Genomic DNA, 21,453 nt, shown 5'->3' with positions numbered 1-21,453 from the left:
ACTCGGTGAGGGGTAATGTTCATTAGGCTCTACTCATTATTCATTTTGCCAAATGTTAAAGAACATTAGACCTCTTGCAAAAATCCTTTTCATCAATTGATGGGACGGGCTCTTCGGCCCATCCCACAAGAAAAAATAACTCTTGTGGGATGGGCCGAAGAGCCCGTCCCATCAATTGATGAAAAGGATTTTTGCAAGAGGTCTAATGTTCTTTAACATTTGGCAAAATGAATAATGAGTAGAGCCTAATGAACATTACCCCTCACCGAGTAGCCAATCAGAACAAAGCACCCATAAGTTTATGGGTGCTTTATTAATTCACATCAATAGATCGAGCCCAATTGACAGCACTAAACCTTACCAGTAGCGGTACACTACTCTGAAGGAGCCGTCGCAATTCCGGCGGTACACGACGTGACGGGTCGGACGGTAACAGTTTCGATTGTAATAGTAACCGCCGTTGACGGTAGCTGATTCTTCAGGGGTGAGTTCAGCAAACAGTGAATCGTCCTTCGTTTCTTTCATGATTTGACTCCGTTTAAGTTAATAAAAGTGAAGGGAAACTAGAAATCTTATCTAATTCCTAGAGCATCGTTTAAATACTGAGTAATACTTCGGGTAGTGCTGTGCGACCTCCGGAATATTACGGATAAATTGTCAAAATTTACCCGATCGCACAACCTGACTCAGGGATCTAAACCACTAGGGTTTTGTAAGGGCGATCGCGGCTCGGATCGTAGAGATAAAACTGGCTCGGCTGCGGCAGGAAAAACAGCATAGTGGCCCGATCGCGGCTGCTGTTCTCGGTTTTGCTGTTGCAGTTAGCGCCGCTGACACCGCTGGTAATGCTGCCACCGCTGACAGTACCAGATTCTCGATCGGTTAGTTCGGTGAAGAGTGAGGGTAGTTGATTTTTTGGCATGAAGAACTCCTGTTAATACCTATGTACTTACTTACTTACTACCTACGCATAGAAAAACCCGGTAACAGCGCCAAAACTCTTGGCTGAAACGCCATATTTTCATAAGAGTTGCCCCCTGGCTTCACTCCTGTTGATGTTTCGGGAAGTTTGGGGGTGGTAACGGCAAAGCTGTGCGGATTTTTACATTTACCCTGTGAATTTTGATTGAGACTTCTAAACATATTCTTAGTTTCCGGAAAGCTGATAATAAAGGTGGCAAAAGAAATAAGCGATCACTCCCTCTCCCCCAACTCAAAACTCAAAACTCAAAAGATTCCCCTCTCCCCCTTGCCGCCATGTCTCTCACTCCCGAACCCACACCCGCTGAAATTTTTGATAACGACCAGTTTTTGCCCCCTGTCAGCCGCTGGACGACTTTGGGGGGAATTTTGATGGTGGCGACCTTTGGCGGGGCGATCGCCCTCGCTAGCGTCACCAAATACAGCGCTACAGTCAAAGCAGACGCGATCGTCCGCCCGGCGGGAGAAGTGCGCGTCGTGCAAGCAGCCACCGAAGGAACCGTCGAAAGCATTGCTGTCAGCGAGAATCAGACAGTAAAAGAAGGAGATGCGATCGCAGTTGTAGACGCTTCGCGTTTGGACGCTCAAAAAAAGCAATTACAAGAAATAATTAATCAGTCTGAAACATCAGCACAGCAAATCAACCAGCAACTGCGCGACTTAGAAAATCAAATTTTGGCCAGCGCCCGATTTAAAAGCATCGAAAGTGAAAGTTCCGCCCAACAGGAATTAATCGAATCCGCTTTAGTAAAATTCGCCACATCGCTGCCGGATGTCGCCGAAAGACTCGGGCGAAGTCGGCGGGTTTTGCTCGTCAAGCGATCGTCCATTCAGCAACAATTGATTCAAGCTAAAAAAGAACTCAATCAAATTGAGTTAAAACTCGAAAATAGCGTGATCCGGGCGCCCGCTGATGGTACAATTCTCAGATTGGAAGTACGAAATACTGGTCAAACCGTAGAAGCCGGCAGCGCGATCGCCCAAATCGTCCCCAGCGACGTACCCCTGGTAGTCAAAGCCAAGGTGACATCCCAAGACATCGCTCGCATCCAAATCGGCCAACCCGTACAGATCAGGATTTCGGCTTTGCCTTTCCCCGATTACGGCACATTAAAAGGAACCGTCAGCGAAATCGCCCCAGATGCGATCGCCACTCAAAATCCCACTAATAATTTAGGTACAGCTTATTACGAAGTTGCAATTAAGCCCCAACAAACTTATTTAACAAAACTCAAATCCGGCAGCGGCCAATTCTTCGGAACCCCCCAAGCCAACGTCCCCCGTCAGTATTCCATTCAATCGGGAATGGAGGGCAGAGCCGATATTATTACCGGCGAAGAAACTGTTCTGACATTTGTTCTACGCAAAGCAAGGTTGCTGACAGATTGGTAATGAGTCAATAGTCATTGGGCATTAGCCTGTATAGTGCGTCAGTCTTGAGGTTAGTCTGAAAAATTTGGATTTTACCGACTGAGGCACCTTACTTTATATTTGTTCTTTGTTTGACATTTGGCGATCGTAGGTATGTTGTAGATTGTAGTAGATGCCACTGTCAACTATCTTAATCCACAAATCCAAAAGTTAATCTAACGTCATAAGCTGGTAACTAACCACTAACCAACTCGCAACCAATGGGGAAGTACAGGCGACCTAGAATTAATTTCGTTTTGGATGAGGATATTAGAGACGACTTAACGGTATGGGCTAAGGAGGAAGGACGCACTATGAGCAATCTTGTAGAGCGAATTGTGACAGCCGCAGTTCAAGTAAAGCGGAACAGTCACCCAAACCAAAACCCGCTCATCCAGCAAGATCGAGCCGAAAAAGGAGGCACTAGCAAATAGATAAACAGGTGTCTAGTATTTAAAACAGTGACAAACCTAGTAGAACCAGAACCGTCAGAACCAGAAAACATACACAGCGCTACTGACCCCCAGAAGTGCCGGGATATGGGGCGCAAGTACAGATAGAGGTTGAAGCGTATGGAACAAACAAGCGATCGCATTCTCAAGGTCAATTGCGTGTTTTATGGCGAACAAACCTCTTTTGAGGACAGTCGTTTTGGAGATACCGACGATGAATGAAACTTGGATAGTCTTTAAAGCTGAATCACTCTGGGCCCATGGCTGGGAAGAACGCAAGCTACTGCCCGTCGGTGGCTTGACCGATATTTTGGCAACAGAGTGGGACTTTTCGGGGAAATTGCCTCAAATCGGCGATCGCGTGCGAGAGTATGCAAACCTCGAAGATCCCGGCAACGGAATCACCCACGGTCGAGATGGAAACTGGATTGTTAAGAGTATCCACCAGTTCTCTTCGAGCGACACAAACCTGTGCATCGCGGTATGTTATTGCGCTTATGAACCCGTTGAGTCTAAATGGGTTGAATTAAAACGAGGAAAGCCTGTTAATGAGATTTTGCAACCCGCTGAAATTGGGTAGAAATCTCAGTCTTTCTGATTAATTATCTTAAGTCCGCGAAGGCGGACTTTGTTTGATAATACGGGGTTTAAACCGCGCCAGTCATCAAGGCGGTAACTGCAATTGCCAATCTCAAATCTCCCATCTCAAATTTCCAATCTGTATACCAGTATTCCAAGTAAAAAGAGCCGTTATTTTGCAGAATCGTCCCTGCGCCGAAGCGATAGAGATTCCCGAATTACCCGAATTTTTTGTAAATTTTAACGAAGAGGCTCTGAAATTGAAATAACGTGTCAATATAGAAATGTGAGTTCAATTCTATTCTTTCCTCATGGCTAAACAGCGCGTTCTTTCTGGAGTTCAGCCCACAGGCAATCTTCACCTCGGCAATTATCTCGGTGCCATTCGCAACTGGGTAGAAGGTCAAAGTCAGTACGAAAATTACTTCTGCGTAGTCGATTTGCACGCAATTACCGCACCGCACAATCCAGCAACTCTAGCCTCCGACACTTACACGATCGCCGCACTCTATTTAGCTTGCGGCATCGACCTAGAATATTCTACTATTTTCGTGCAATCCCACGTCTCGGCGCACACAGAACTAGCATGGCTGCTCAACTGTATTACGCCGATTAACTGGCTCGAAGATATGATTCAGTTTAAAGAAAAAGCAGTTAAACAAGGCGAAAATGTCAACGCAGGCTTGCTAAATTATCCCGTGTTGATGGCAGCAGACATCTTGCTTTACGATGCCGACAAAGTGCCAGTGGGAGAAGACCAAAAACAGCATTTGGAACTCACCCGCGATCTTGTCATCAGATTAAATCACCAATTCGGCACACCCGAAAAGCCAGTATTGAAACTTCCAGAACCCTTAATTCGGACTGACGGTGCGAGGGTGATGAGTCTGACTGACGGCACCCGCAAAATGTCGAAATCTGACCCTTCCGAACAAAGTCGAATTAATTTATTGGATTCGCCAGATACGATCGCCAAAAAAATCAAGCGCTGCAAAACAGATACCGTGCGGGGTTTGACTTTTGACGACCCCGATCGCCCCGAAGCTAGAAATTTGCTGACACTTTATCTCCTGCTTTCCGGCAAATCTAAGGAAGAAGTAGCAACCGAGTGTGAAAACATGGGTTGGGGAGAATTTAAACCCTTGCTGACAGAGACGACAATTAATGCCCTCAAACCAATTCAGGATAAATACAAGCAAATAATGGACGATCCGGGATATTTAGAGGGTGTACTGCGTCGCGGAAAGGAACAGGCAGAAACTATTGCCAACAAAACTCTAAATAAGGTTAAAACCGCTTTCGGTTATTCTCTGCCTAATTAGTCTTCCTTATTCCTTCTTTTTACCCCCTCGCGACTCGTGCTCAGGGTAGCCGCTGGCCCGCGTAGCCTCCGGGAAGTAAGTCGAAGGATTTTCTTCCTTCAACATCAGAAGGAACCCTCGATAATTAATCCGTGTATCCGTGTCAAAATCAGTGTCGTGCCTTCTTCCTTGAAATAACTATGAACCGTTTTCGCACAGCCTGCACCACCCCCGGAGAATTTATAATTACCGCCGAAGTTGCCCCGCCAAAAGGCGGCGATATAACTCACACAGTTCAAATGGCCCAACGCCTCAAAAACAGAGTTCACGCAATTAATATCACAGACGGGAGTCGCGCAGTCCTGGGAATGTGCCCCCTAGCAGTTTCGGCGATTTTATTGCAGCACGGAATTGAACCCATTTGTCAAGTTGCTTGTCGCGATCGCAATCAAATTAGCCTGCAAGCCGATCTCATGGGAGCCCACGCTTTAGGCATTCATAATATCTTGGCACTTACAGGCGATCCAGTCAAAGCGGGCGATCATCCTAAAGCAAAAAGTGTATTCGATTTTGAATCAGTGCGGCTGTTGCAAGTAATTCAAAAAATGAACGGCGGCAAAGACTGGAATGACAAAGCTTTAACAGACGGTGTTACCGATTTATTTGTCGGTGCTGCCGTCGATCCGCAATCCCCTAGTTGGTCTGGTTTGCAAAGTCGATTTGAGAAAAAAGTAGAGGCAGGAGCACAGTTTTTCCAGAGTCAATTAATTACAGATTTTGAAGTTTTGGATAAGTTTATGCAACAGATTGCTGCTGGCTGCAACAAGCCAGTTTTAGCAGGAATCTTTCTGTTTAAATCAGCTAAAAATGCTGAATTTATTAAAAAATATGTGCCGGGAGTCCACATACCGCAAGAGACGATCGATCGTTTGGCTAAAGCTCCCGAACCCTTGCAGGAAGGCATAAAAATTGCGGCTGAACAAGTCCAGCTAGCGCGGCAGATTTGTCAAGGAGTTCACCTGATGGCTGTGAAGCGAGAAGATTTGATTCCTCAAATTTTGGACTTAGCCGGAATCGAGCCGCTGAGCTAAAATTAACCGTTGGGGCGGGTTTTACCAACTATCAATGCCTAAAACTAACGCTCTCGTAAACCCGCCCACCCCCGCGCTACCCTTTTGAACATCAATAAAACAATCATGCTTCAAACTGTAGACAATCCAACCACTTCTCTCGCAGTTGAACAACGTTTCACTTGGCGCGGTTTGACATGGCATCAATTCAAGGCAATTCAAACAGGCTTTGAAGACGTGCCGGGGGTGCGATTATTTTACTGCGATGGAGTGTTAGAAATTGTGGGTAGTGGAAGGTTGCATGAAGCAATTAGGTGGTTGATGTGCTTGCTAATGGGACAGTATTTTCTGCAAAGAAGAATTGTATTTTTTTCCAGCGGTACTTATAGTCAGATTGTCGAAGAGCAAGTCGAGTATCAGGCAGATTTGTCTTATTGTTTCGCAACTATTAAAGATGTTCCAGATTTATGTATTGAGATTGTTATCACTAGCGGTAGTCCGATTAAACTTCAAAAATACCGACTGATGGGAGTCCCGGAAGTCTGGTTTTGGGAAGATGGCACTCTAGAGCTTTACCATCTGCCAGAGGAAGGTTACGATCGCATTGCTAGCAGTGAAATACTGCCGGAGTTAGACTTGTCTTTGCTCAAACGCTGCATTTTGTTTGCTTCTCCTTTGGGTGCGCTTGAGGAGTTTTCTAGAGGAATGGGCGATCAAGAAAATTTAGCAATAAACTACTTTTGAAATTGCTCGATCGCTTGCAGGGTAATTAAAAGGGTGATTAAAACGGTGATTACATAGGAGAAACTGGCAGTGACTGACTCAGAAATGCCTAATTTAGATAGCATTAAAACAATCGATACTCGCATTTGTGAAGTTACAGTTTACACCGATCGGGCTTTGGTGACGCGCCGCGGCACGGTGCCCTTGACGGGAAACGAGCGAGAATTGGCGATCGCCTCTCTCCCCACAACCCTCGACACAGAGTCAGTCAGGGCTACGGGTGCGGGTACAGTTGCTGTGCGACTTTTGGGAGTGCGATCGCACACCGTTTTCAGCAGCGAACCAGTGGGCGATCGTACTGCCGAATTAACCCAACAAATCCAAGAATTAGAAACCCAAAAACGCGCCATTGACGTTCAAATCGCCTCGCGTAAAATTCAACTCAAATTTGTCGAAAATTTGAGCGAAAAAAGTGTCGGTTCCTTTGCTAGCAGCATAGCTAAACAGCAGATTGGTTTGAACCAAACCGGGGAATTGCTCAACTTTTTAGGCAGTAATTATAAAAAATACGTAAGTGCGATCGCCCTATACGAAACACAGCAGCGCGAAATAGACAAGCAAATAAAAGCTTTGAACCAGCAGTTGGGGCAAGTAAAAACTCCCCACTCCGAGCAAAGCTTTAACATTATTGTTGCCATAGAACCCAGCGGCAGCGGCAATTTTGAACTAGAAGTTTCCTATGTAGTCATGCGAGCCCGTTGGACTCCCCTTTACGACTTGCGAGTCAACACTACCAACAACCAAATTAATCTCAATTACCTAGCCGAAGTCAATCAAAATACAGGGGAAGATTGGACGGGAGTAGCGCTGACTTTATCTACAGCAAAACCCGGAATGGGAACTTTGCCCCCAAAACTAGAACCCTGGTTTATTGATACTTTACACTCTACAGTCAAATACCGAAATACCGAGTCAAAAGCACGCTCTAGTCAAGTTTTATCAGATTCTGATGGAGATATAGTAGACGTATTGGATGAAGGGATGTTCGGTAGCTTTGCAGGCGTTACATCCGACACAGCATCCCAACCCAGAGAAGCTGAAACAGCCACAGCCAAAGTATCCAGAGAAGGAGGCACTGTCTCATTTCAAGTAGGGGGAAATACCAAGATTCCCAGCGACGGTACACCGCACAAAGTGATGGTTTTCAGAGAAAATTATCCGTTTAAACCTGAATATATAGCCGTTCCGCGATTAGTCAGTTTTGCCTATTTGCAAGCAGTTGTTGTGAATCCACTGACAGGCGCAACTCTGCTTCCCGGTAAAGCAAATATCTTTCGCGACAACACTTTTGTTGGTACTGTGCAGTTAGAAAATGTTTCCCCCGGGCAAGAATATAAAGTTAATTTAGGAATAGATGAACGGTTAAAAATAGAGCGGGAATTAGTGGAAAGACAAGTAGATAAAAAACTGATCGGCCAGCAGCGACGCATGAGTTACGCTTATCGCTTAAATGTGACAAACTTGCAGCAGGTGCAGGTACACCTGACACTACAAGAGCAATTGCCAGTCAGCCGCAATGAACAAATTAAAGTGCGGTTGACTCTTACTAATCCGAAGATAGTAGCAGGTGAAATGGGGCTGCTAGAATGGATAATGTCTCTGCAGCCACAAGCAAAGCAAGAGTTATATTACCAGTTTGTTGTCGAACATCCTCCCGATTTAGCAGTCATCGGTTTAGATATTTAATACCAGTCAGTTGCCAGTTGTTAGGAATTACATCTTCCTTCTTCCGACGGACATCGGACTTCTTCCTTCGGCTATAAAGCAGCTTATTTCTTCCCGCCACAGGCCACCAATTTTTTCTCTATACACAACTGTTGAAACACTAAATCTGCTATTGATTCATAAGCTGGGGCTGTGGGGTGTACCCAATCCCGAAAATAACTTTCTACCCTCGTTTTCGGCAATGTTGACCAGGCTGCATGAGTGTCTATGAGTGGAATTTTTAAAGCTTTTAGCCGATCGACAAACTCGGATTTAAACTTCGGCTGATTCGGTACGGGCAGTAAATCCGCTCGATCGCAAGTATACAACACAAACAAGGGCATATTCTTAGATCGCACCAAAGCAACTATTTGCTCAAATCGCTGCATATTTTCCATAAACCGTTGTGATTCCGACACCGGCACTCCCGCCGGAGAATTCGATACAAAAATACTTGACAATTTGGGGCTAACGTGTCTTTGAAACACTTCTTGAATTGCCAATAACGGTTTGCGATTCGGCATCAGCAGGTCATTTCCCACCCCCGCGCTGCTGCTTGGAGGTTGTAGCAAATCGTGAGTACCAATTTGCAAAATCACAGCATCGCTTTCAAAAGTGCCAAACTTGCGAATATATCCCAATTGATTGCCAATTCCCCAAGAACCGGCAGAAGCATTCAGCACCTCAACTTGCTTTTTTATGCCCAACAAACGCGCTTCAAACAATTCTGGAATAGTTTCTTTCTGATCGGTGATATTCTGACCGTTAAGAACCGAATCTCCTATCATCAAAATTCTGAAAGTACCTTCAGGCTTCGCTGAATCGATTTGTTCAGAACGCTGAGAAAATTGATTGTACTCAAGTCTATTGCCAAAGCGATATACAACTTGATTTGGTGCAAATATATAGCCAGCATTCGCATCAGTTTGCAGCAAGGCAGGATTTCCGAATCCGAGTAAGCGCAAGCCAAGTTCTATCGCACTCAAAGAGGCGATCGCACAACCGGGAATCCAATACTTAGCTTTCAAAATAATTTTACCTGTAATTGGTAAACTGCAAAGCCACCGGATACTCTTCTTGCTTCAAGCGTTGAATCACCAACTGCAAATCATCCTTATCCTTAGCCGACACCCGCACTGCATCTCCTTGAATCGAACCTTGAATCTTCTTAAATTCATCGCGAATCAATTTAGTAATCTGTTTCGCGATTTCCTGACTTATCCCTTTTTTAAGTTTAATTTCTTGACGCACGCGACTGCCGCTAGCAGGTTCAGCTTTGCCGTAATCAAAAATTTTCAAAGATAAATTCCGCTTGGCGGCTTTAGTTTGCAAAACAGTGTGAATTGCATCAAGAGTAAATTCGCTGTCCGTATTGACTGTAATGGATTCTGCGCCCAATTCCACGGTAGTTTTGGTATCTTTCAAGTCATAGCGACTTTGAATTTCTCGCACTGTTTGGTCAACAGCGTTAACTAATTCTTGCCGATCGAAATCGCTGACAATATCAAATGAATAACTAGCAGCCATAAATTAGTAATTGGTAATGGGCATTGGGCATTGGGCATTGGGCATTAACAACTAACCAATAACTAATAACCAATAACCAATAACCAATAACTACTGACAATTAGCTATTAACAGTCATCAAACTGAAATAGAATAAAGAAACAGTGCAAGAAGAACTAATCGCAAACATGAGCGATCGCGCCAGGGGCACATTCAGAATATAGAAAACCGAATACAACAACCGGGCGATCGTAAAAGCGATCGCAGCCCAACCCGCCGCCTCCGAATCTACCCCCGTCACAAAAGCCATCAAAGCCGCCGCTGAAAACAGCATAAACGTCTCAAAGGAATTTTGGTGAGCCCAAGTTGCCCGCTGAGCGTAAGCAGGCAACCTCTCAAACATAGCGCGGGGCGCGGCTTGGTCGTAGCCTAGCTGCAAGCGGGCGAGGGCAACCACCAAAAACGGTGCATAAACCAGCGCAGCAGCAGCAGCAATACAATCAAGCAGAATAACCGACACAGGCAATCCCAACAGCATCATCCGCCTCGCATTTCAATCAAAATAGAACAGAGTAACCACCTTGCGCTGTTCCTCCGCATCCTCGCAAGTTTTCAGCAAAGTGTGGCTTTCGTGAAAAGCAAAACAGATCAGTTGCTGGCAGCGAGAAATAATCTCCTGATTGCACATGGCGCTTGCTTCCGGGAGAGACAAACTGTCATTTTTGGGATTTTCTACCAAATGTATCACTTGTTCGAGCTGGTCGCGAGACTCCCGGGGCTGGCGGCTCATGCTTTGCGGCAAAATCACTGTCAGCAGATTAGGATCTGCTCGCATTGCCCCCCGAATTGCCGCTGAATTGGTGCCTGTAGCGCCTGAAGTGATGAGCTGATTGCCTCCCAGAACTATGGCGTAGCTCAGCATCTCAATTAGCTGCTGGTGGGTAATAGGAACGTGGCGAGAACCCAAAAGAGCAATCCGCTTGGAGCTGGTTTGCTGGATCGCCGCAAGTTCTTGTAAAAAATCATCTACTCTGGGTAGCTCAATTGATTGACTCAAAGAATTTATTAAATTAAATAAAACTACGTTGTGGATTTTAGCAGACTCACTAGCCATTGCCGCCAAAAAGAAGTTAAGAATTGCTGATTTACGAGATTTGACGAGAGGATGGGGAGATTTGAGGTAGCCAGAAGGCAGAATGTCTGAAGGCATTCGGCAGCCGGAGCTCAAGGTAGAATTCAAGAAAAATTGAGAATTTAAGAATTTTGGATCTTTTTTATTTAAACAAAAAATTCTCTCTGCCCAATGCCCACTGCCCAATACCTTCTTCCCTCAGATCCGAGTGCCGAATATCTTCTGATCCGGCTGCCGAATTAATGGACTCGATCGCCCAGGTCCAAGGATGCCATCAGACCCTCAAGGTCAAAATGTTCTGCCATTAGCTGAGTAACGCATTCCACCTTAATCGGTTCGTGCAGGCGCACGCTGCCAAAGGTGCTGTCGATAATTTCCACCGTGGTTAAGGTATCCAAATCAACAGACAAAACAGGAATTTCCATTTCTTCTGCCCTGCCGATCACCAGGGGAGAAGGAGGCAAGTGGCCTGTCAAAATTAAGCACTGAGTCGAGCTTTCCAGAGCCGCTAGCTGAATGTCCGTGCGATCGCCCCCGGTCACCACCGCCATATTTCTCGCTTTGCGGAAATACTTCAGAGCCGAGCTAACATTCATCGCGCCAATTGTCAAGGTTTCCACCATCAAGTCCAAACGGTCTTTACGGCAGAGCACATCAGCTTTCAATTGGTGCACCAATTCTTTGACGCTGACACTGCGCAGCAAAGCGCTTCTCGGCAGCATTCCCAAAACTGGAATACCCGCAGCCTCCAGAAAAGGTCGCACAGTCGCCGTTACGGATTCGAGTTTGTCCGAGGGAACGTCGTTGAGTACCACGCCCAGCAACCGGGAACCCAAACGCCGCTTAGCCGACAGCAAATCGTCTACATACAGATCGATCGGGCGGGCTACCAACAGCACAGAGGCATCAATTGCCTCAGCGACTTGAGCCAAAGACAAATCAAACAGACTGCCTTCCTCCAAATTAGCTGGGCCTTCTAACAGCATCAAGTCTCCGCTGGGATCTTGCAAATATTGCGTTAAAGACTGGCGGTAATCTGTCTTGTCTTCTCCCCGCAAACGCTTGTGAACCGTCTCTTCGTCCAAATACAGCAGTGTTGACGGCATCTGGCTGTCTGAGAGCTTCAGCGTCTCTACCGCGAAGCGCACATCTTCGTCCTCTGTTCCAGCTCCCTCGGAGCTAAAACAGGTTCCCAGAGGTTTGCCGTAGGCGACGGCCAGTCCTTTTCCCCGGAGTCCGAGTGCCATCCCTAGGGCGATGGCAGACTTGCCGCTGTAAGCTTTTGTGGAACCGATCAGCAAATATTTAGTCAATTTTGGTACGCCTTCAATCCTCAATTTACACCTGTCTATTTCAATAAATTTAGTTTTTTCTACAGTATTTCTGAACACATCCTCAATTTGGCAATACTATTATACTCGATTTTGTCGCTTTTGCGCAGATCGTTTTTTTGAGGGAAACTTTTATTCACCTGTTGGCAACCCTTTGCTTAGCATTTTTTTCACATATATTTTTTTTAAGTGGTGTTTTAATATATATTTTTAGTAGCGGTTTTTGACAACTATTTATAGACCGTAATTGCCTTAGTTACCGTTTTTTATGGTGACTATTTTCCGCAAATTTTATGGCGAGCATTAGACCTGTCTACTGAGCCGTTTAAAATAAATTAAAAAATGTAAAAAAAGATATCGCTTAAAAAGCTTGTCCCTAGGTAATTACGGCAGTTTTGTATTGAAAAAATACAGGTAGTATATATCGAATATGCACGCTTCTTTTCCTGAGAATTTTTGCATACTATTAAAAGGATATAGGTATTATTAGTTATTAAGTATTAGTACAATTAGCCCAGTTACAAAGGATATTTGTAACTGCGATCCCTAAACTATTTAGGAGCGGGATTCTCGCTTCTAAACACATAAATTTTCTGGTGGCGTGGGCTGGGATTTCGGCCGCCCAAAGGCTGATTGCGATGCCAGCCCGATGGGAGAGCAAGGGCTGTAGATAGAGTTTCGTTAGCCGGGAATACTGCGTTTTCCTCTCAGCTACGGAGCCGCAAAAGTTTAACGAAATCGGACGGCGCGATCGTACTGGCACAGCACCAATGTCCGATCATAGGCTTTTGAACTTGTTCCACAACAAATACAGCAATTTTTAATTGGATGAAATACAGGTAGGGACTCAGACCAAGCCTGATTCCCTAGGCGAAATCTGTATCCCGCTCAACTGAAAACTGCTGGAGATTTGCCGAAAGCGGTGGGAAGAAGTGCGATCGCCCAAAGAGCTTCTTGAGAATAATGCAACAACTCAGTTACTATTGCGCATCTAAATTTAAGACAGAGACCGGCAGGATTCCCGTCCCACAATAATTTAAGACAGAGACGGGCAGGATTCCCGTCCCACAATAATTGTAGAAAAATTGACTGTTTAATTAGATGCACAGCAGCTTAACATAGGACTGGCGCACCAATCATGTAATGTCGCCGCCCCCGTGACGTTACACTATTGGTGCGCCAGTTATAGCGCCCGTCAATCGATTTTAGATTTTAGATTTTAGATTTTAGATTGAAGAAAGCGACCCCACTCATAAATCCGGGGGCTGGCGATCGGGAGCGAGGAGCTTTTTTCTCGATCCACGAATCAATCCGGGGGGCCCGGATTAAATTGCTTGATTGTCAATTGCGGACTTTCCGGAGTGCGGCTGGGGTGAAAGTTATTCATCCATTCGCATCAGCTTGCGGTAAAACGTTTTAGAAAAATCGACGGTACGAGTCCGCTGAAAAGTCACGAGTACCTCAATTAAGCAAGTGACAAACTCAGAGCTTTGCATAGTCACTTCGTAGCTGAGTTCAGCATTGCCGTCAAACAACACCCGACAGCGGGTTAAGTCGATCGGCAGCGACGAGATATTCCAACTAGCGACAAACGGCACGTCCTCGCCCCCGTCAATTTTTCTTGCCCCCTCCAAGCTTTTGAGCTTGTAGAGGCCAATAGCGTGCGGCAAAAACTTGCGCCTGGGCTCTTGACAGAAAGGGGCGTAGACTTTCACTTCTTTGTCGTCGGCTGGCTTGAGTTGAGGAAGAGACATATTTCCACGAAAGACAATTATTACTAACAGATAGTTGAGATCCCCTGAAAAAACTAGCAGATATTCCGGGTCGATCGCAAGCAAAAGTCATCCCAAAGAATCTATGCAATGCCCGTTTACCCGGATCTCAGAAGCAGCGAGCCCACGGATTGTCCTCCCGTCTGCTTTCGACAAAAGGCCAGAAACTGGTACAGTAAATACTTATCTCTAAAATCAAAAACTATTGGTGGTTGAATCAAGTAACCTATGCAGGAGAGTTCTTGGCCAGAAAACGACGCTCGCAGCGAGCTTAACTTGGACATCTCTGATTTAGCTCAAGAAGAGCTCAAGAGTTTGACCTCGAACTCGAAGGTCGGCAAAGTATTTGCCATACCAGACATTGGCGACAGGGTGTTTGACGCGGAAACAAAAGCTCATCTCCCGGTGGCGGTGTCTGTGCCGGGATGTCCCTCTTTTCCTCCAAATCTGTACCGGGGACGGCGGGGAAAAGCAGCCGCCGTGCTAACTGCGATTTGGGGTGGCACGATCGCCCTGCACTTGATTTCTTGGGGTGCGTGGGTAGTGTGGGGGTTGACGGGACTGCTGTGGATGCAAGCATTTCGAGTTTTGTTTGCTTCGCCCAAGCCCGCACTGCCGCCTCTTGCCGATGAAAGTAGAGAGGATTGGCCCTACGTGTCGCTGCTGGTGGCGGCAAAAAATGAGGAAGCGGTGATTGCCCGATTCGTAGAATCAATCTGCAATGTAGACTATCCGATCGACCGCTACGAAGTTTGGGCGATCGACGATCACAGCAGCGACGGCACACCGCTAGTATTGGAACAGCTAACCAAACAGTACCCCCAGCTCAAAGTATTTCGCAGGGGAGCAAATGCCAGCGGCGGCAAGTCGGGAGCCCTGAATCAAGTATTGCCACTGACTCGCGGGGAATTTGTGGGAGTATTTGACGCCGACGCGACGGTAACGCCGGATTTGCTGCGCAGGGTGCTGCCGGTGTTCGAGGAACAACAGGTAGGAGCCGTGCAAGTCAGAAAAGCGATCGCCAATGCTTCGGTAAATTTTTGGACTCGCGGCCAAGAAGCAGAAATGGCTCTCGACAGTTTTTTCCAGCAGCAGCGGATTGCGATCGGCGGCATTGGAGAATTGCGCGGTAACGGCCAATTCATGCGTCGCAACGCCTTAGAACGCTGCGGTGGCTGGAACGAGGAAACGATTACCGACGACCTGGATCTGACGGTGAGGCTGCACCTAGACCGATGGGACATTGAATTTCTAGCTTTCCCAGCCGTGTCAGAAGAAGGAGTCACTAACGCTCGCGCCCTGTGGCATCAGCGCAATCGCTGGGCAGAAGGTGGCTATCAGCGTTATCTTGACTACTGGCGGCTAATTTTGCGGAACCGCATGGGAACTGGGAAAACTTGGGATTTATTTGGATTTTGGGTATCTCAATATTTCTTACCCACAGTAGCCCTACCCGACTTTGTGATGTCAATTGCGCTGCGCCGGATGCCGATCGCCAGTCCCCTAACTTTTATGACCCTTACTTTGTCTGTGGTGGGAATGTTTGTCGGTTTGCGCCGCACTCGCAAAGAGACCAAATTTGACGTTAAAAGAGTTTTTGCCACCTTGCTGCAAACGCTGCGGGGTACTGTTTATATGTTCCACTGGCTGCTGGTAGGGACTGTGACGGCTCGGATTGCAGTACGGCCCAAGCGGCTCAAATGGGTCAAAACCGTCCATCAAGGCGCCGATAGTAGCATCAAGTAAACAATTAGCAGAAATATCTCGGCAAAGTATTGCCCAAAGTCCGAAGATTTTCGGAGAAAAAAAAAACACCAACGCTCGCCAAATATGTCCCCGCCAGAGCAGCCAGTAAAATTTGGCAATTCCGAGAAAAAAACACTTTGAAACAGCTTAGGTAATAGGTAATCGGCGAGCGGTAATAGCGAATAAGTAATCGGCAATACAAAAGTCGAAAATTAAAAGATAAAAGCGAGAATTTTTAACTTTTAACTTGACAAAAAACCAATTACTATCTATTAATTATGAATTGCCAATCAGGACGAATTGCTTGTTGCCAACTACCCGTCACCCGTAATTGATAATGGATTTGTTAGAGTACCAAGCTAAATCTTTATTTCGCCAGATGGCAATTCCGATTTTGCCGTCGCAGCGGATTGACAATCTCGCCGACCTCAAAGGACTGAAGATTCCCTACCCCGTTGTACTAAAATCGCAAGTGCGGGCAGGGGGACGGGGCCGGGCGGGCGGTATCAAGTTTGTGGAAAATACGATCGATGCAGTAGCTGCCGCCCAAACAATTTTTAATTTGCCGATCGAGGATGAATATCCCCAAGTCCTGCTGGCAGAAGCAAAGTACAACGCCGACCAAGAATTGTACTTAGCGGTACTCCTAGACCCCGTAGCGCGACGCCCGGTTCTTCTGGGATCGAGACAAGGAGGTATGGATGTCGAAGGGTCGATCGAGCAAATGCAGCAAGTTGCCGTAGACCAGGAATTTTCCCCATTCTACGCGAGGCGTCTCACGCTGAAAATGGGATTGCAGGGAGACTTGATTCAATCCGTGAGCACCATTGTCGAGAAAATGTACCGGCTGTTTGTCGAAAAAGATTTAGATCTAGTAGAAATTAATCCTCTCGGCATCAGCCCAAGGGGAGAGGTAATGGCTTTAGACGGTAAAGTCACTGCCAACGACGATGCCTTGGGGCGACATCCAGATTTGGTAGCACTCTCGGAGAAGAAGCTCTTGGGCGGGTTGGCACGGGAAAGGAGAAGTCCCCATGCCCCAGGCGATCGGCTTAATTCCAACTCGAAGGTTCAGCAATCGCCAGAGTTTGACCCCAAATCTCAATCCCCAATCTCGAATTCCGACTCCCTGCAATTAATCGAACTAGACGGGAATATCGGGATTTTGTGCAACGGCGTCGGGCTGACAATGGCAACTCTGGATGCTGTAACCCACCAAGGAGGAAAACCAGCTAATTTTGTGAATATGGGTTCCCTAGACCGCTACGATGCAGCAAATGCCCTGCGCGATCGCGCAGATTTGGCTCTGGAGTTAGTCGCTCAGGATAAAAACGTTAAGGTGATACTTGTAAATATTTTGGGCAGCGCCTCCAAGAGTGAGGAAATCATCGCCGCAGTAGCGGGGTATTTGGAACGGAAAGCTCGCGCTAACCGCCACATCCAAGTTGTGCTGCGCCTGGTAGAGCTCGATGCGGATGCTGTTAAAAAGCGTTTGGGACAGTTGCCGGTGCAGCTAGCTAGCACTTTGGATGAGGCTGCGGCCACCTCTGTATCCGCCGCCAAGTAGCGTCCGCTGCAGTCGTGAGGCAAAAGACAAGAGTTATGCACAGACGAAGGCCTTCTGCTTTTTAAAGATCGAGTGTCAAGTGGGAAAAAATGAATTTAACTCCTGAAAGCAAAGTCCTAGTACAGGGCATTACAGAATCTCCCGCGTCAACCCGCGCCGCCCTGATGATGAAAGCATACGGCACGAATGTAGTCGCCGGTGTCAGTCCCGGTCGGGGGGGGCTGGAAGTGGAGGGAATTCCGGTTTTTGATTTGGTAGAACAAGCAGTGGCGGCAGTGGGTCACGTTGACACTGCGGTAATTTTTGTAGACGCTTACGCGGTGCTGGATGCGGCGCTAGAAGCGATCGCGGGAGGAATTCGGCAAATCGCGATCGTCACTGGGGGAGTACCTCCTCTGGATATGGTGCGCTTAGTCAGAAAAGCAGAGGCCACCGAAACTTTGGTAATCGGGCCCAACAGTCCGGGGATTATTGTGCCCGACAAACTGCTGCTGGGAACTCACCCCAAGGAATTCTACACTCCCGGCCCCGTGGGGGTGATCAGCCGCAGCAGCACTTTGACTTACGAAGTTGCCCTAGAACTGACTGAGGCGGGGTTGGGACAGTCGATGGCGGTTTGTATTGGCTGCGACGCGATTGTCGGTTCTTCTTTTATGCAGTGGCTGCAAATTTTGGACGAAGACGACAGTACCGAAGCGATGGTTTTGGTGGGTGAAGTTGGCGGGTGGAGTGAACAAGCTGCTGCTTCTTACATCGCCGAGGCAATAGACAAACCCGTAGTTGCTTATCTGGCCGGCCGCTACGCTCCCAAGGGGCCGTCTTTGGGCCACGCCGGCATCCTGATCAGTTCTCGGGCTGCCGCCCAGAAAGCCTTTGGAGTTACGGCCCCAAACAAAATGGCTGCCTTTGAAGAGGCGGACATACCTGTGGCGGCTCGACCTTCGGAGGTTCCTAAGTTGCTCAAAAAAATGCTAAAGAAAAATTGATTGCTTTGGGAGTTTTCACCATAGTCCTAACCCTCTTCGGGGTTGGGATAGGGGTAGGGCGGTGGCGGGTTTTGTCTCAAAATTCTCTGCAGAATGCCACAACAGCAGGCTAAACCCGCCCGCCCGACACATTTATAATCTCCTTACCACAACCCTCTGACGGGCCTGTCAGGCTGCGGTGCTGGTGCTGGCAAGGGTGCTGGTTCAGCCCGGCGGCGCGCTGGAGGCGCAGTTGTTGGCCCAACGCTGCGCGGAGGTTCGATCGGGCTTTCGGTGCGAGTTGTTTCAGTTGTGCGAGTTGTCGATCGCATCACATCTTGAAGCAGGCTTTGCAGAGTTCCGGCTAAACTCTGAAGTTTCCCAACAGTGCCACTAATACTAGCAACATCTACGTAAACCTCGGCCAGAGGATACTTTTTCAGGATTTCCAGCAGCGATACCTTACCGTCGTCCCCGGCTGCCAGGATCACCGCCGCCCGCAGCGCTTTGCCGCTTTCTGTGCGGCGCTGAGTCCGAATAGCTTGACCGATTTCGTCAGTGATTTTTTCTCCCGGGGTGCTGTAAACTACCCTGGCCAGATTAGCCGGCTTTAAACCGATTTCTAAACCGATCAACCCCCGCAGTATTTGCGGATCCATTTTGGAGAACCGGATAATTTGTTGGAGGGTTGGCGTCGTCGTGCCGTCTTTAGCAAAGTCTTCTAAGTCGCTGATATTGATGGCTTGTCGGATCGGGCCAAATGTGAGGACAATTTTTTGGGCCCCTAATGCTGTACTGGTGCTAGATAATATGCTCGCGCTTGCTCCTAAAAGTAGGGCAATGCCGATCGATACAAATTTTGTTAATTTCATTTTCACGTTCACCGCTCGATTAAAATTATTTTTTTGAGGTTTGTACATTATAGATGCAGCAGTTATATTCTACCAGGTCACGAAGGTAGTCCCAGTTCCCAAACACAATGCAACTGTAGGCCCGTCATCTAAACCACGAGCTTCATTGGTCATTCCCCATTCTTCAATTCTTTAATCTAAAATCTAAAATGGTATAAGTTGTGCCCGCGTCCCACCCACAATCTCGACCGACATTTTTGGTCGCTCTCGACTTTAAGAATAACTAATCACATCTACAGAAATATTTTTTCTTCTATTCATTCTGCCTTCTACCTTCTACATAAGTGCCTTCGACATCAAAGTGCCTTCAGCCTAATACATAAGTACCTTCTAAAAGTTATAGCAACCGCCCTGACGGTGAGGACGTTCTTAATTGCTGAAACATAAGTGGTCGATTGCTTCTTCCTTCTCTCCTATATCACTAAAACCTTCTGACTGACCTCCGTTACATCCGTTACATTTATTACATCCTCAGAAAGCGAATCCGTTGCCGAACTTCCTTCTGCTATATGTTGAAAACCAAGCGCAAAGCCAAGAAATCCAAACAAAAGCATAGCCAAAAAACAACAGCGCTAAGCAAAAAAGAAGTAGCAGCACAAAAACGCAAAACTTCACAAAAGCGCAATGAATTGCTGCAGGCGATCGCCATAAGCTGCTTAGTCAGCGTTGCTCTGGGCATCCCCCTGTTGTTCGTAGCCAGCCCTAAGATTGCTGTTGCAGGAGGGGCAGCCGGAGCCATCTTACTGCTTTCCTACAAATACCCCCGTCAAGCTTTGTGGGCTTTTCTAATTTACCTGCCTTTCAGCGGTACAATTACTTACGCAATTGGCGGCGGGAATGCTGCATTTCAAGTAGCCAAAGATGCTTTCTACATACCAGCTCTCATCGCCCTAATTCAAAGCTGCAAAAAGAAACTGTTGCCCCTGTTCATTCCCAAACAAATGCTTTCTACCTTCAGCATCCTGTTGATGATGGCAATGCTGACTTTAATTTTTGTCAACGGGGAGATGCAGCTCAACCCTAGGGCGGGCGACAAACCAATTCTGCAAGGAATTCTCGGCTTAAAAGTATTGATAGGTTACATACCGCTGATCGCTTGTACCTATTATCTGCTCCGCACTAAGAAGGATTTAGTATTTTTTAGTCGAATGCACGTCGTTTTGGCGATTGTTTGCTGCCTTCTCGGTTTGATTCAGTACCTGTTGCTGGAAAGTGGAAAGTGTGCGGGCACCCGAGGAATGATCGGAGAAGAATTATATAAAGCAACGCTGCAAGCTAGATGTTTGGTCGGCGGTTCTTTGGTGTTCAGTCCAGAAGTCAAGTTTATCCGCTTGCCGGGAACTTTTGTAGCGCCTTGGCAGTGGGCGTGGTTTTTAATTTCTAATGCTTTTATAACCTTTGCCTCTGCCTTTTGCGACCCTTCATTCTGGTGGCGAGTTATCGGTTTATTTGGCATGGCATTAGTATTTGCCAATGCAGTTATTTCCGGTCAAAGAGCTGCTTTAGTTATGGTTCCCGTTGCTACCGCTATCCTGCTCGTTCTCACAGGTCAATTAGTTAATTTAAAACGATTAATTCCCATCGTTGGAGGACTGGCGATTCTGTTATTTGTCGGTGCAGCAATTAACCCGGGAATTATCGAGCAGCGCTTGGAGAGTGTTGTTAGCCGCTGGAATGCTGCACCACCCCTGCAGTTTCTCTTTAATCAGTTCGAGCAGAGCAACAATTTTATTATTGACAGACCTCTCGGTAGAGGTGTGGGACGAGCGACTAATTCAACGCGGATATTTGGTACCACGCAGCTAATTGAAACTTTCCAACCTAAGTTGATCTACGAACTCGGTTATCCGGGAATGATTGCTTTTCAAATCATGCTTTTACACTTGGCTTTTCTAACTTTTAGAGCTTACCGATCTGTGAAAGACAAAAGTTTGCGGAGTTACGGAGCGAGTTTTTGGGTGTTTGTGGGATTTATTACGCTCAATACTCAATACTATCCGCTGGATGTAGATCCAGTGTCCGTGTATTATTGGGTTTTAGCTGGGGCGATTTTAAAGTTGCCCACAATTGACAAACAGGTGCAGGATGAAAAACACCAGGAACTTGAGTCAAATGATTTGCAAGTTCACCAGCAATTAAAGGAGAAAAAAATTATTGCATCGGCCCCAATTTGACAGTCTTGGACGCAGAACCTCTATATTGCAGGTTTGCACTGCACACCTTACCGATTGACTCTTGGACGC

At 46.8% G+C, this 21,453-nt stretch carries 20 protein-coding genes; 11 read left to right on the top strand and 9 right to left on the bottom strand.

Translation table 11 applies throughout. The features are described from left to right. Positions 1–357: 357 nt before the first annotated feature. Positions 358–525, bottom strand: coding sequence for a hypothetical protein (locus ACUVJL_RS13080; RefSeq protein WP_445246243.1), 168 nt, complete (start codon positions 523–525; stop codon positions 358–360). Between the two features lie 169 nt (positions 526–694). Further along, positions 695–922 (bottom strand): secretion protein HlyD, encoded by a 228-nt coding sequence (locus ACUVJL_RS13075; RefSeq protein WP_445246242.1) that lies wholly within the window; start codon positions 920–922, stop codon positions 695–697. 335 nt (positions 923–1,257) lie between these two features. Here ACUVJL_RS13075 and ACUVJL_RS13070 point away from each other — a divergent pair, with 335 nt between their 5' ends. From ACUVJL_RS13070 to ACUVJL_RS13040, 7 genes are all read left to right on the top strand, one after another. Continuing rightward, positions 1,258–2,373 carry an HlyD family secretion protein gene (locus tag ACUVJL_RS13070; protein ID WP_445246241.1) on the top strand — a complete coding sequence of 372 codons (1,116 nt, stop codon included), beginning with the start codon at positions 1,258–1,260 and terminating at the stop codon, positions 2,371–2,373. A gap of 239 nt (positions 2,374–2,612) precedes the next feature. Continuing rightward, positions 2,613–2,825, top strand: a complete 213-nt coding sequence (locus ACUVJL_RS13065; RefSeq protein WP_445246240.1) for a ribbon-helix-helix domain-containing protein — start codon at positions 2,613–2,615, stop codon at positions 2,823–2,825. 232 nt (positions 2,826–3,057) lie between these two features. Beyond that, entirely contained in the window at positions 3,058–3,423 is a 366-nt protein-coding gene (locus ACUVJL_RS13060; RefSeq protein WP_445246239.1) for a hypothetical protein, read from the top strand. Positions 3,424–3,733: 310 nt separating this feature from the next. After that, positions 3,734–4,744 carry a tryptophan--tRNA ligase gene (gene trpS, locus ACUVJL_RS13055; RefSeq protein ID WP_445246238.1) on the top strand — a complete coding sequence of 337 codons (1,011 nt, stop codon included), beginning with the start codon at positions 3,734–3,736 and terminating at the stop codon, positions 4,742–4,744. A gap of 179 nt (positions 4,745–4,923) precedes the next feature. Beyond that, entirely contained in the window at positions 4,924–5,814 is an 891-nt protein-coding gene (locus ACUVJL_RS13050) for a methylenetetrahydrofolate reductase (RefSeq protein ID WP_445246237.1), read from the top strand. A gap of 105 nt (positions 5,815–5,919) precedes the next feature. Continuing rightward, positions 5,920–6,537 carry a Uma2 family endonuclease gene (locus ACUVJL_RS13045; protein ID WP_445246236.1) on the top strand — a complete coding sequence of 206 codons (618 nt, stop codon included), beginning with the start codon at positions 5,920–5,922 and terminating at the stop codon, positions 6,535–6,537. Positions 6,538–6,606: 69 nt separating this feature from the next. Next, complete coding sequence (locus ACUVJL_RS13040) at positions 6,607–8,262, top strand: mucoidy inhibitor MuiA family protein (RefSeq protein WP_445246235.1); 1,656 nt, start codon at positions 6,607–6,609, stop codon at positions 8,260–8,262. 83 nt (positions 8,263–8,345) lie between these two features. Here ACUVJL_RS13040 and ACUVJL_RS13035 read toward each other — a convergent pair whose 3' ends face one another. The 6 genes from ACUVJL_RS13035 to ebsA form a co-directional block, all read right to left on the bottom strand. After that, positions 8,346–9,308, bottom strand: coding sequence for an SGNH/GDSL hydrolase family protein (locus ACUVJL_RS13035; protein WP_445246234.1), 963 nt, complete (start codon positions 9,306–9,308; stop codon positions 8,346–8,348). Between the two features lie 7 nt (positions 9,309–9,315). Continuing rightward, positions 9,316–9,807 carry a YajQ family cyclic di-GMP-binding protein gene (locus tag ACUVJL_RS13030; RefSeq protein ID WP_445176031.1) on the bottom strand — a complete coding sequence of 164 codons (492 nt, stop codon included), beginning with the start codon at positions 9,805–9,807 and terminating at the stop codon, positions 9,316–9,318. A gap of 100 nt (positions 9,808–9,907) precedes the next feature. Next, positions 9,908–10,324, bottom strand: coding sequence for an MAPEG family protein (locus ACUVJL_RS13025; protein WP_445246246.1), 417 nt, complete (start codon positions 10,322–10,324; stop codon positions 9,908–9,910). A gap of 15 nt (positions 10,325–10,339) precedes the next feature. Continuing rightward, positions 10,340–10,843, bottom strand: a complete 504-nt coding sequence (locus tag ACUVJL_RS13020) for a DNA recombination-mediator protein A (protein WP_333440946.1) — start codon at positions 10,841–10,843, stop codon at positions 10,340–10,342. Between the two features lie 314 nt (positions 10,844–11,157). Continuing rightward, positions 11,158–12,255, bottom strand: coding sequence for a phosphotransacetylase family protein (locus tag ACUVJL_RS13015; protein ID WP_445246245.1), 1,098 nt, complete (start codon positions 12,253–12,255; stop codon positions 11,158–11,160). Between the two features lie 1,373 nt (positions 12,256–13,628). Then, positions 13,629–14,003, bottom strand: a complete 375-nt coding sequence (ebsA, locus tag ACUVJL_RS13010) for a type IV pilus biogenesis protein EbsA (RefSeq protein ID WP_445246233.1) — start codon at positions 14,001–14,003, stop codon at positions 13,629–13,631. Between the two features lie 246 nt (positions 14,004–14,249). Here ebsA and ACUVJL_RS13005 point away from each other — a divergent pair, with 246 nt between their 5' ends. From ACUVJL_RS13005 to ACUVJL_RS12995, 3 genes are all read left to right on the top strand, one after another. After that, complete coding sequence (locus tag ACUVJL_RS13005) at positions 14,250–15,767, top strand: glycosyltransferase (protein WP_445246232.1); 1,518 nt, start codon at positions 14,250–14,252, stop codon at positions 15,765–15,767. 337 nt (positions 15,768–16,104) lie between these two features. Beyond that, the gene (locus ACUVJL_RS13000; protein WP_445246231.1) at positions 16,105–17,334 is read left to right on the top strand and encodes an ATP-grasp domain-containing protein; all 1,230 of its coding nucleotides are present in this window, start codon (positions 16,105–16,107) and stop codon (positions 17,332–17,334) included. Between the two features lie 89 nt (positions 17,335–17,423). Beyond that, on the top strand, positions 17,424–18,320 hold the full coding sequence (locus ACUVJL_RS12995; protein ID WP_445246230.1) for a succinate--CoA ligase subunit alpha: 897 nt from the start codon (positions 17,424–17,426) through the stop codon (positions 18,318–18,320). Between the two features lie 143 nt (positions 18,321–18,463). On the opposite strand, the gene ACUVJL_RS12990 is transcribed toward ACUVJL_RS12995, so the two are convergent. After that, positions 18,464–19,171 (bottom strand): alpha/beta hydrolase, encoded by a 708-nt coding sequence (locus tag ACUVJL_RS12990; RefSeq protein ID WP_445246229.1) that lies wholly within the window; start codon positions 19,169–19,171, stop codon positions 18,464–18,466. 548 nt (positions 19,172–19,719) lie between these two features. Here ACUVJL_RS12990 and hpsL point away from each other — a divergent pair. Further along, positions 19,720–21,384 carry a hormogonium polysaccharide biosynthesis protein HpsL gene (gene hpsL, locus ACUVJL_RS12985; RefSeq protein WP_445246228.1) on the top strand — a complete coding sequence of 555 codons (1,665 nt, stop codon included), beginning with the start codon at positions 19,720–19,722 and terminating at the stop codon, positions 21,382–21,384. The last annotated feature ends 69 nt before the right edge of the window (positions 21,385–21,453 follow it).

It is taken from the genome of Microcoleus sp. OTE_8_concoct_300, from assembly GCF_031383065.1.
In the GTDB taxonomy this organism is placed as follows: domain Bacteria; phylum Cyanobacteriota; class Cyanobacteriia; order Cyanobacteriales; family Microcoleaceae; genus Microcoleus.
Note: the sequence above shows the minus strand (reverse complement) of the source record. Positions and strands in the feature narration are given on the sequence as shown.

Bases quoted from the DNA above. Each gene is read 5' to 3' on its own strand.
- ACUVJL_RS13080 (WP_445246243.1), bottom strand. From the start codon at position 525: ATGAAAGAAACGAAGGACGATTCACTGTTTGCTGAACTCACCCCTGAA.
- ACUVJL_RS13075 (WP_445246242.1), bottom strand. From the start codon at position 922: ATGCCAAAAAATCAACTACCCTCACTCTTCACCGAACTAACCGATCGA.
- ACUVJL_RS13070 (WP_445246241.1), top strand. From the start codon at position 1,258: ATGTCTCTCACTCCCGAACCCACACCCGCTGAAATTTTTGATAACGAC.
- ACUVJL_RS13065 (WP_445246240.1), top strand. From the start codon at position 2,613: ATGGGGAAGTACAGGCGACCTAGAATTAATTTCGTTTTGGATGAGGAT.
- ACUVJL_RS13060 (WP_445246239.1), top strand. From the start codon at position 3,058: ATGAATGAAACTTGGATAGTCTTTAAAGCTGAATCACTCTGGGCCCAT.
- trpS (WP_445246238.1), top strand. From the start codon at position 3,734: ATGGCTAAACAGCGCGTTCTTTCTGGAGTTCAGCCCACAGGCAATCTT.
- ACUVJL_RS13050 (WP_445246237.1), top strand. From the start codon at position 4,924: ATGAACCGTTTTCGCACAGCCTGCACCACCCCCGGAGAATTTATAATT.
- ACUVJL_RS13045 (WP_445246236.1), top strand. From the start codon at position 5,920: ATGCTTCAAACTGTAGACAATCCAACCACTTCTCTCGCAGTTGAACAA.
- ACUVJL_RS13030 (WP_445176031.1), bottom strand. From the start codon at position 9,807: ATGGCTGCTAGTTATTCATTTGATATTGTCAGCGATTTCGATCGGCAA.
- ACUVJL_RS13025 (WP_445246246.1), bottom strand. From the start codon at position 10,324: ATGCTGTTGGGATTGCCTGTGTCGGTTATTCTGCTTGATTGTATTGCT.
- ebsA (WP_445246233.1), bottom strand. From the start codon at position 14,003: ATGTCTCTTCCTCAACTCAAGCCAGCCGACGACAAAGAAGTGAAAGTC.
- ACUVJL_RS13005 (WP_445246232.1), top strand. From the start codon at position 14,250: ATGCAGGAGAGTTCTTGGCCAGAAAACGACGCTCGCAGCGAGCTTAAC.
- ACUVJL_RS13000 (WP_445246231.1), top strand. From the start codon at position 16,105: ATGGATTTGTTAGAGTACCAAGCTAAATCTTTATTTCGCCAGATGGCA.
- ACUVJL_RS12995 (WP_445246230.1), top strand. From the start codon at position 17,424: ATGAATTTAACTCCTGAAAGCAAAGTCCTAGTACAGGGCATTACAGAA.
- ACUVJL_RS12990 (WP_445246229.1), bottom strand. From the start codon at position 19,171: ATGAAATTAACAAAATTTGTATCGATCGGCATTGCCCTACTTTTAGGA.
- hpsL (WP_445246228.1), top strand. From the start codon at position 19,720: ATGTTGAAAACCAAGCGCAAAGCCAAGAAATCCAAACAAAAGCATAGC.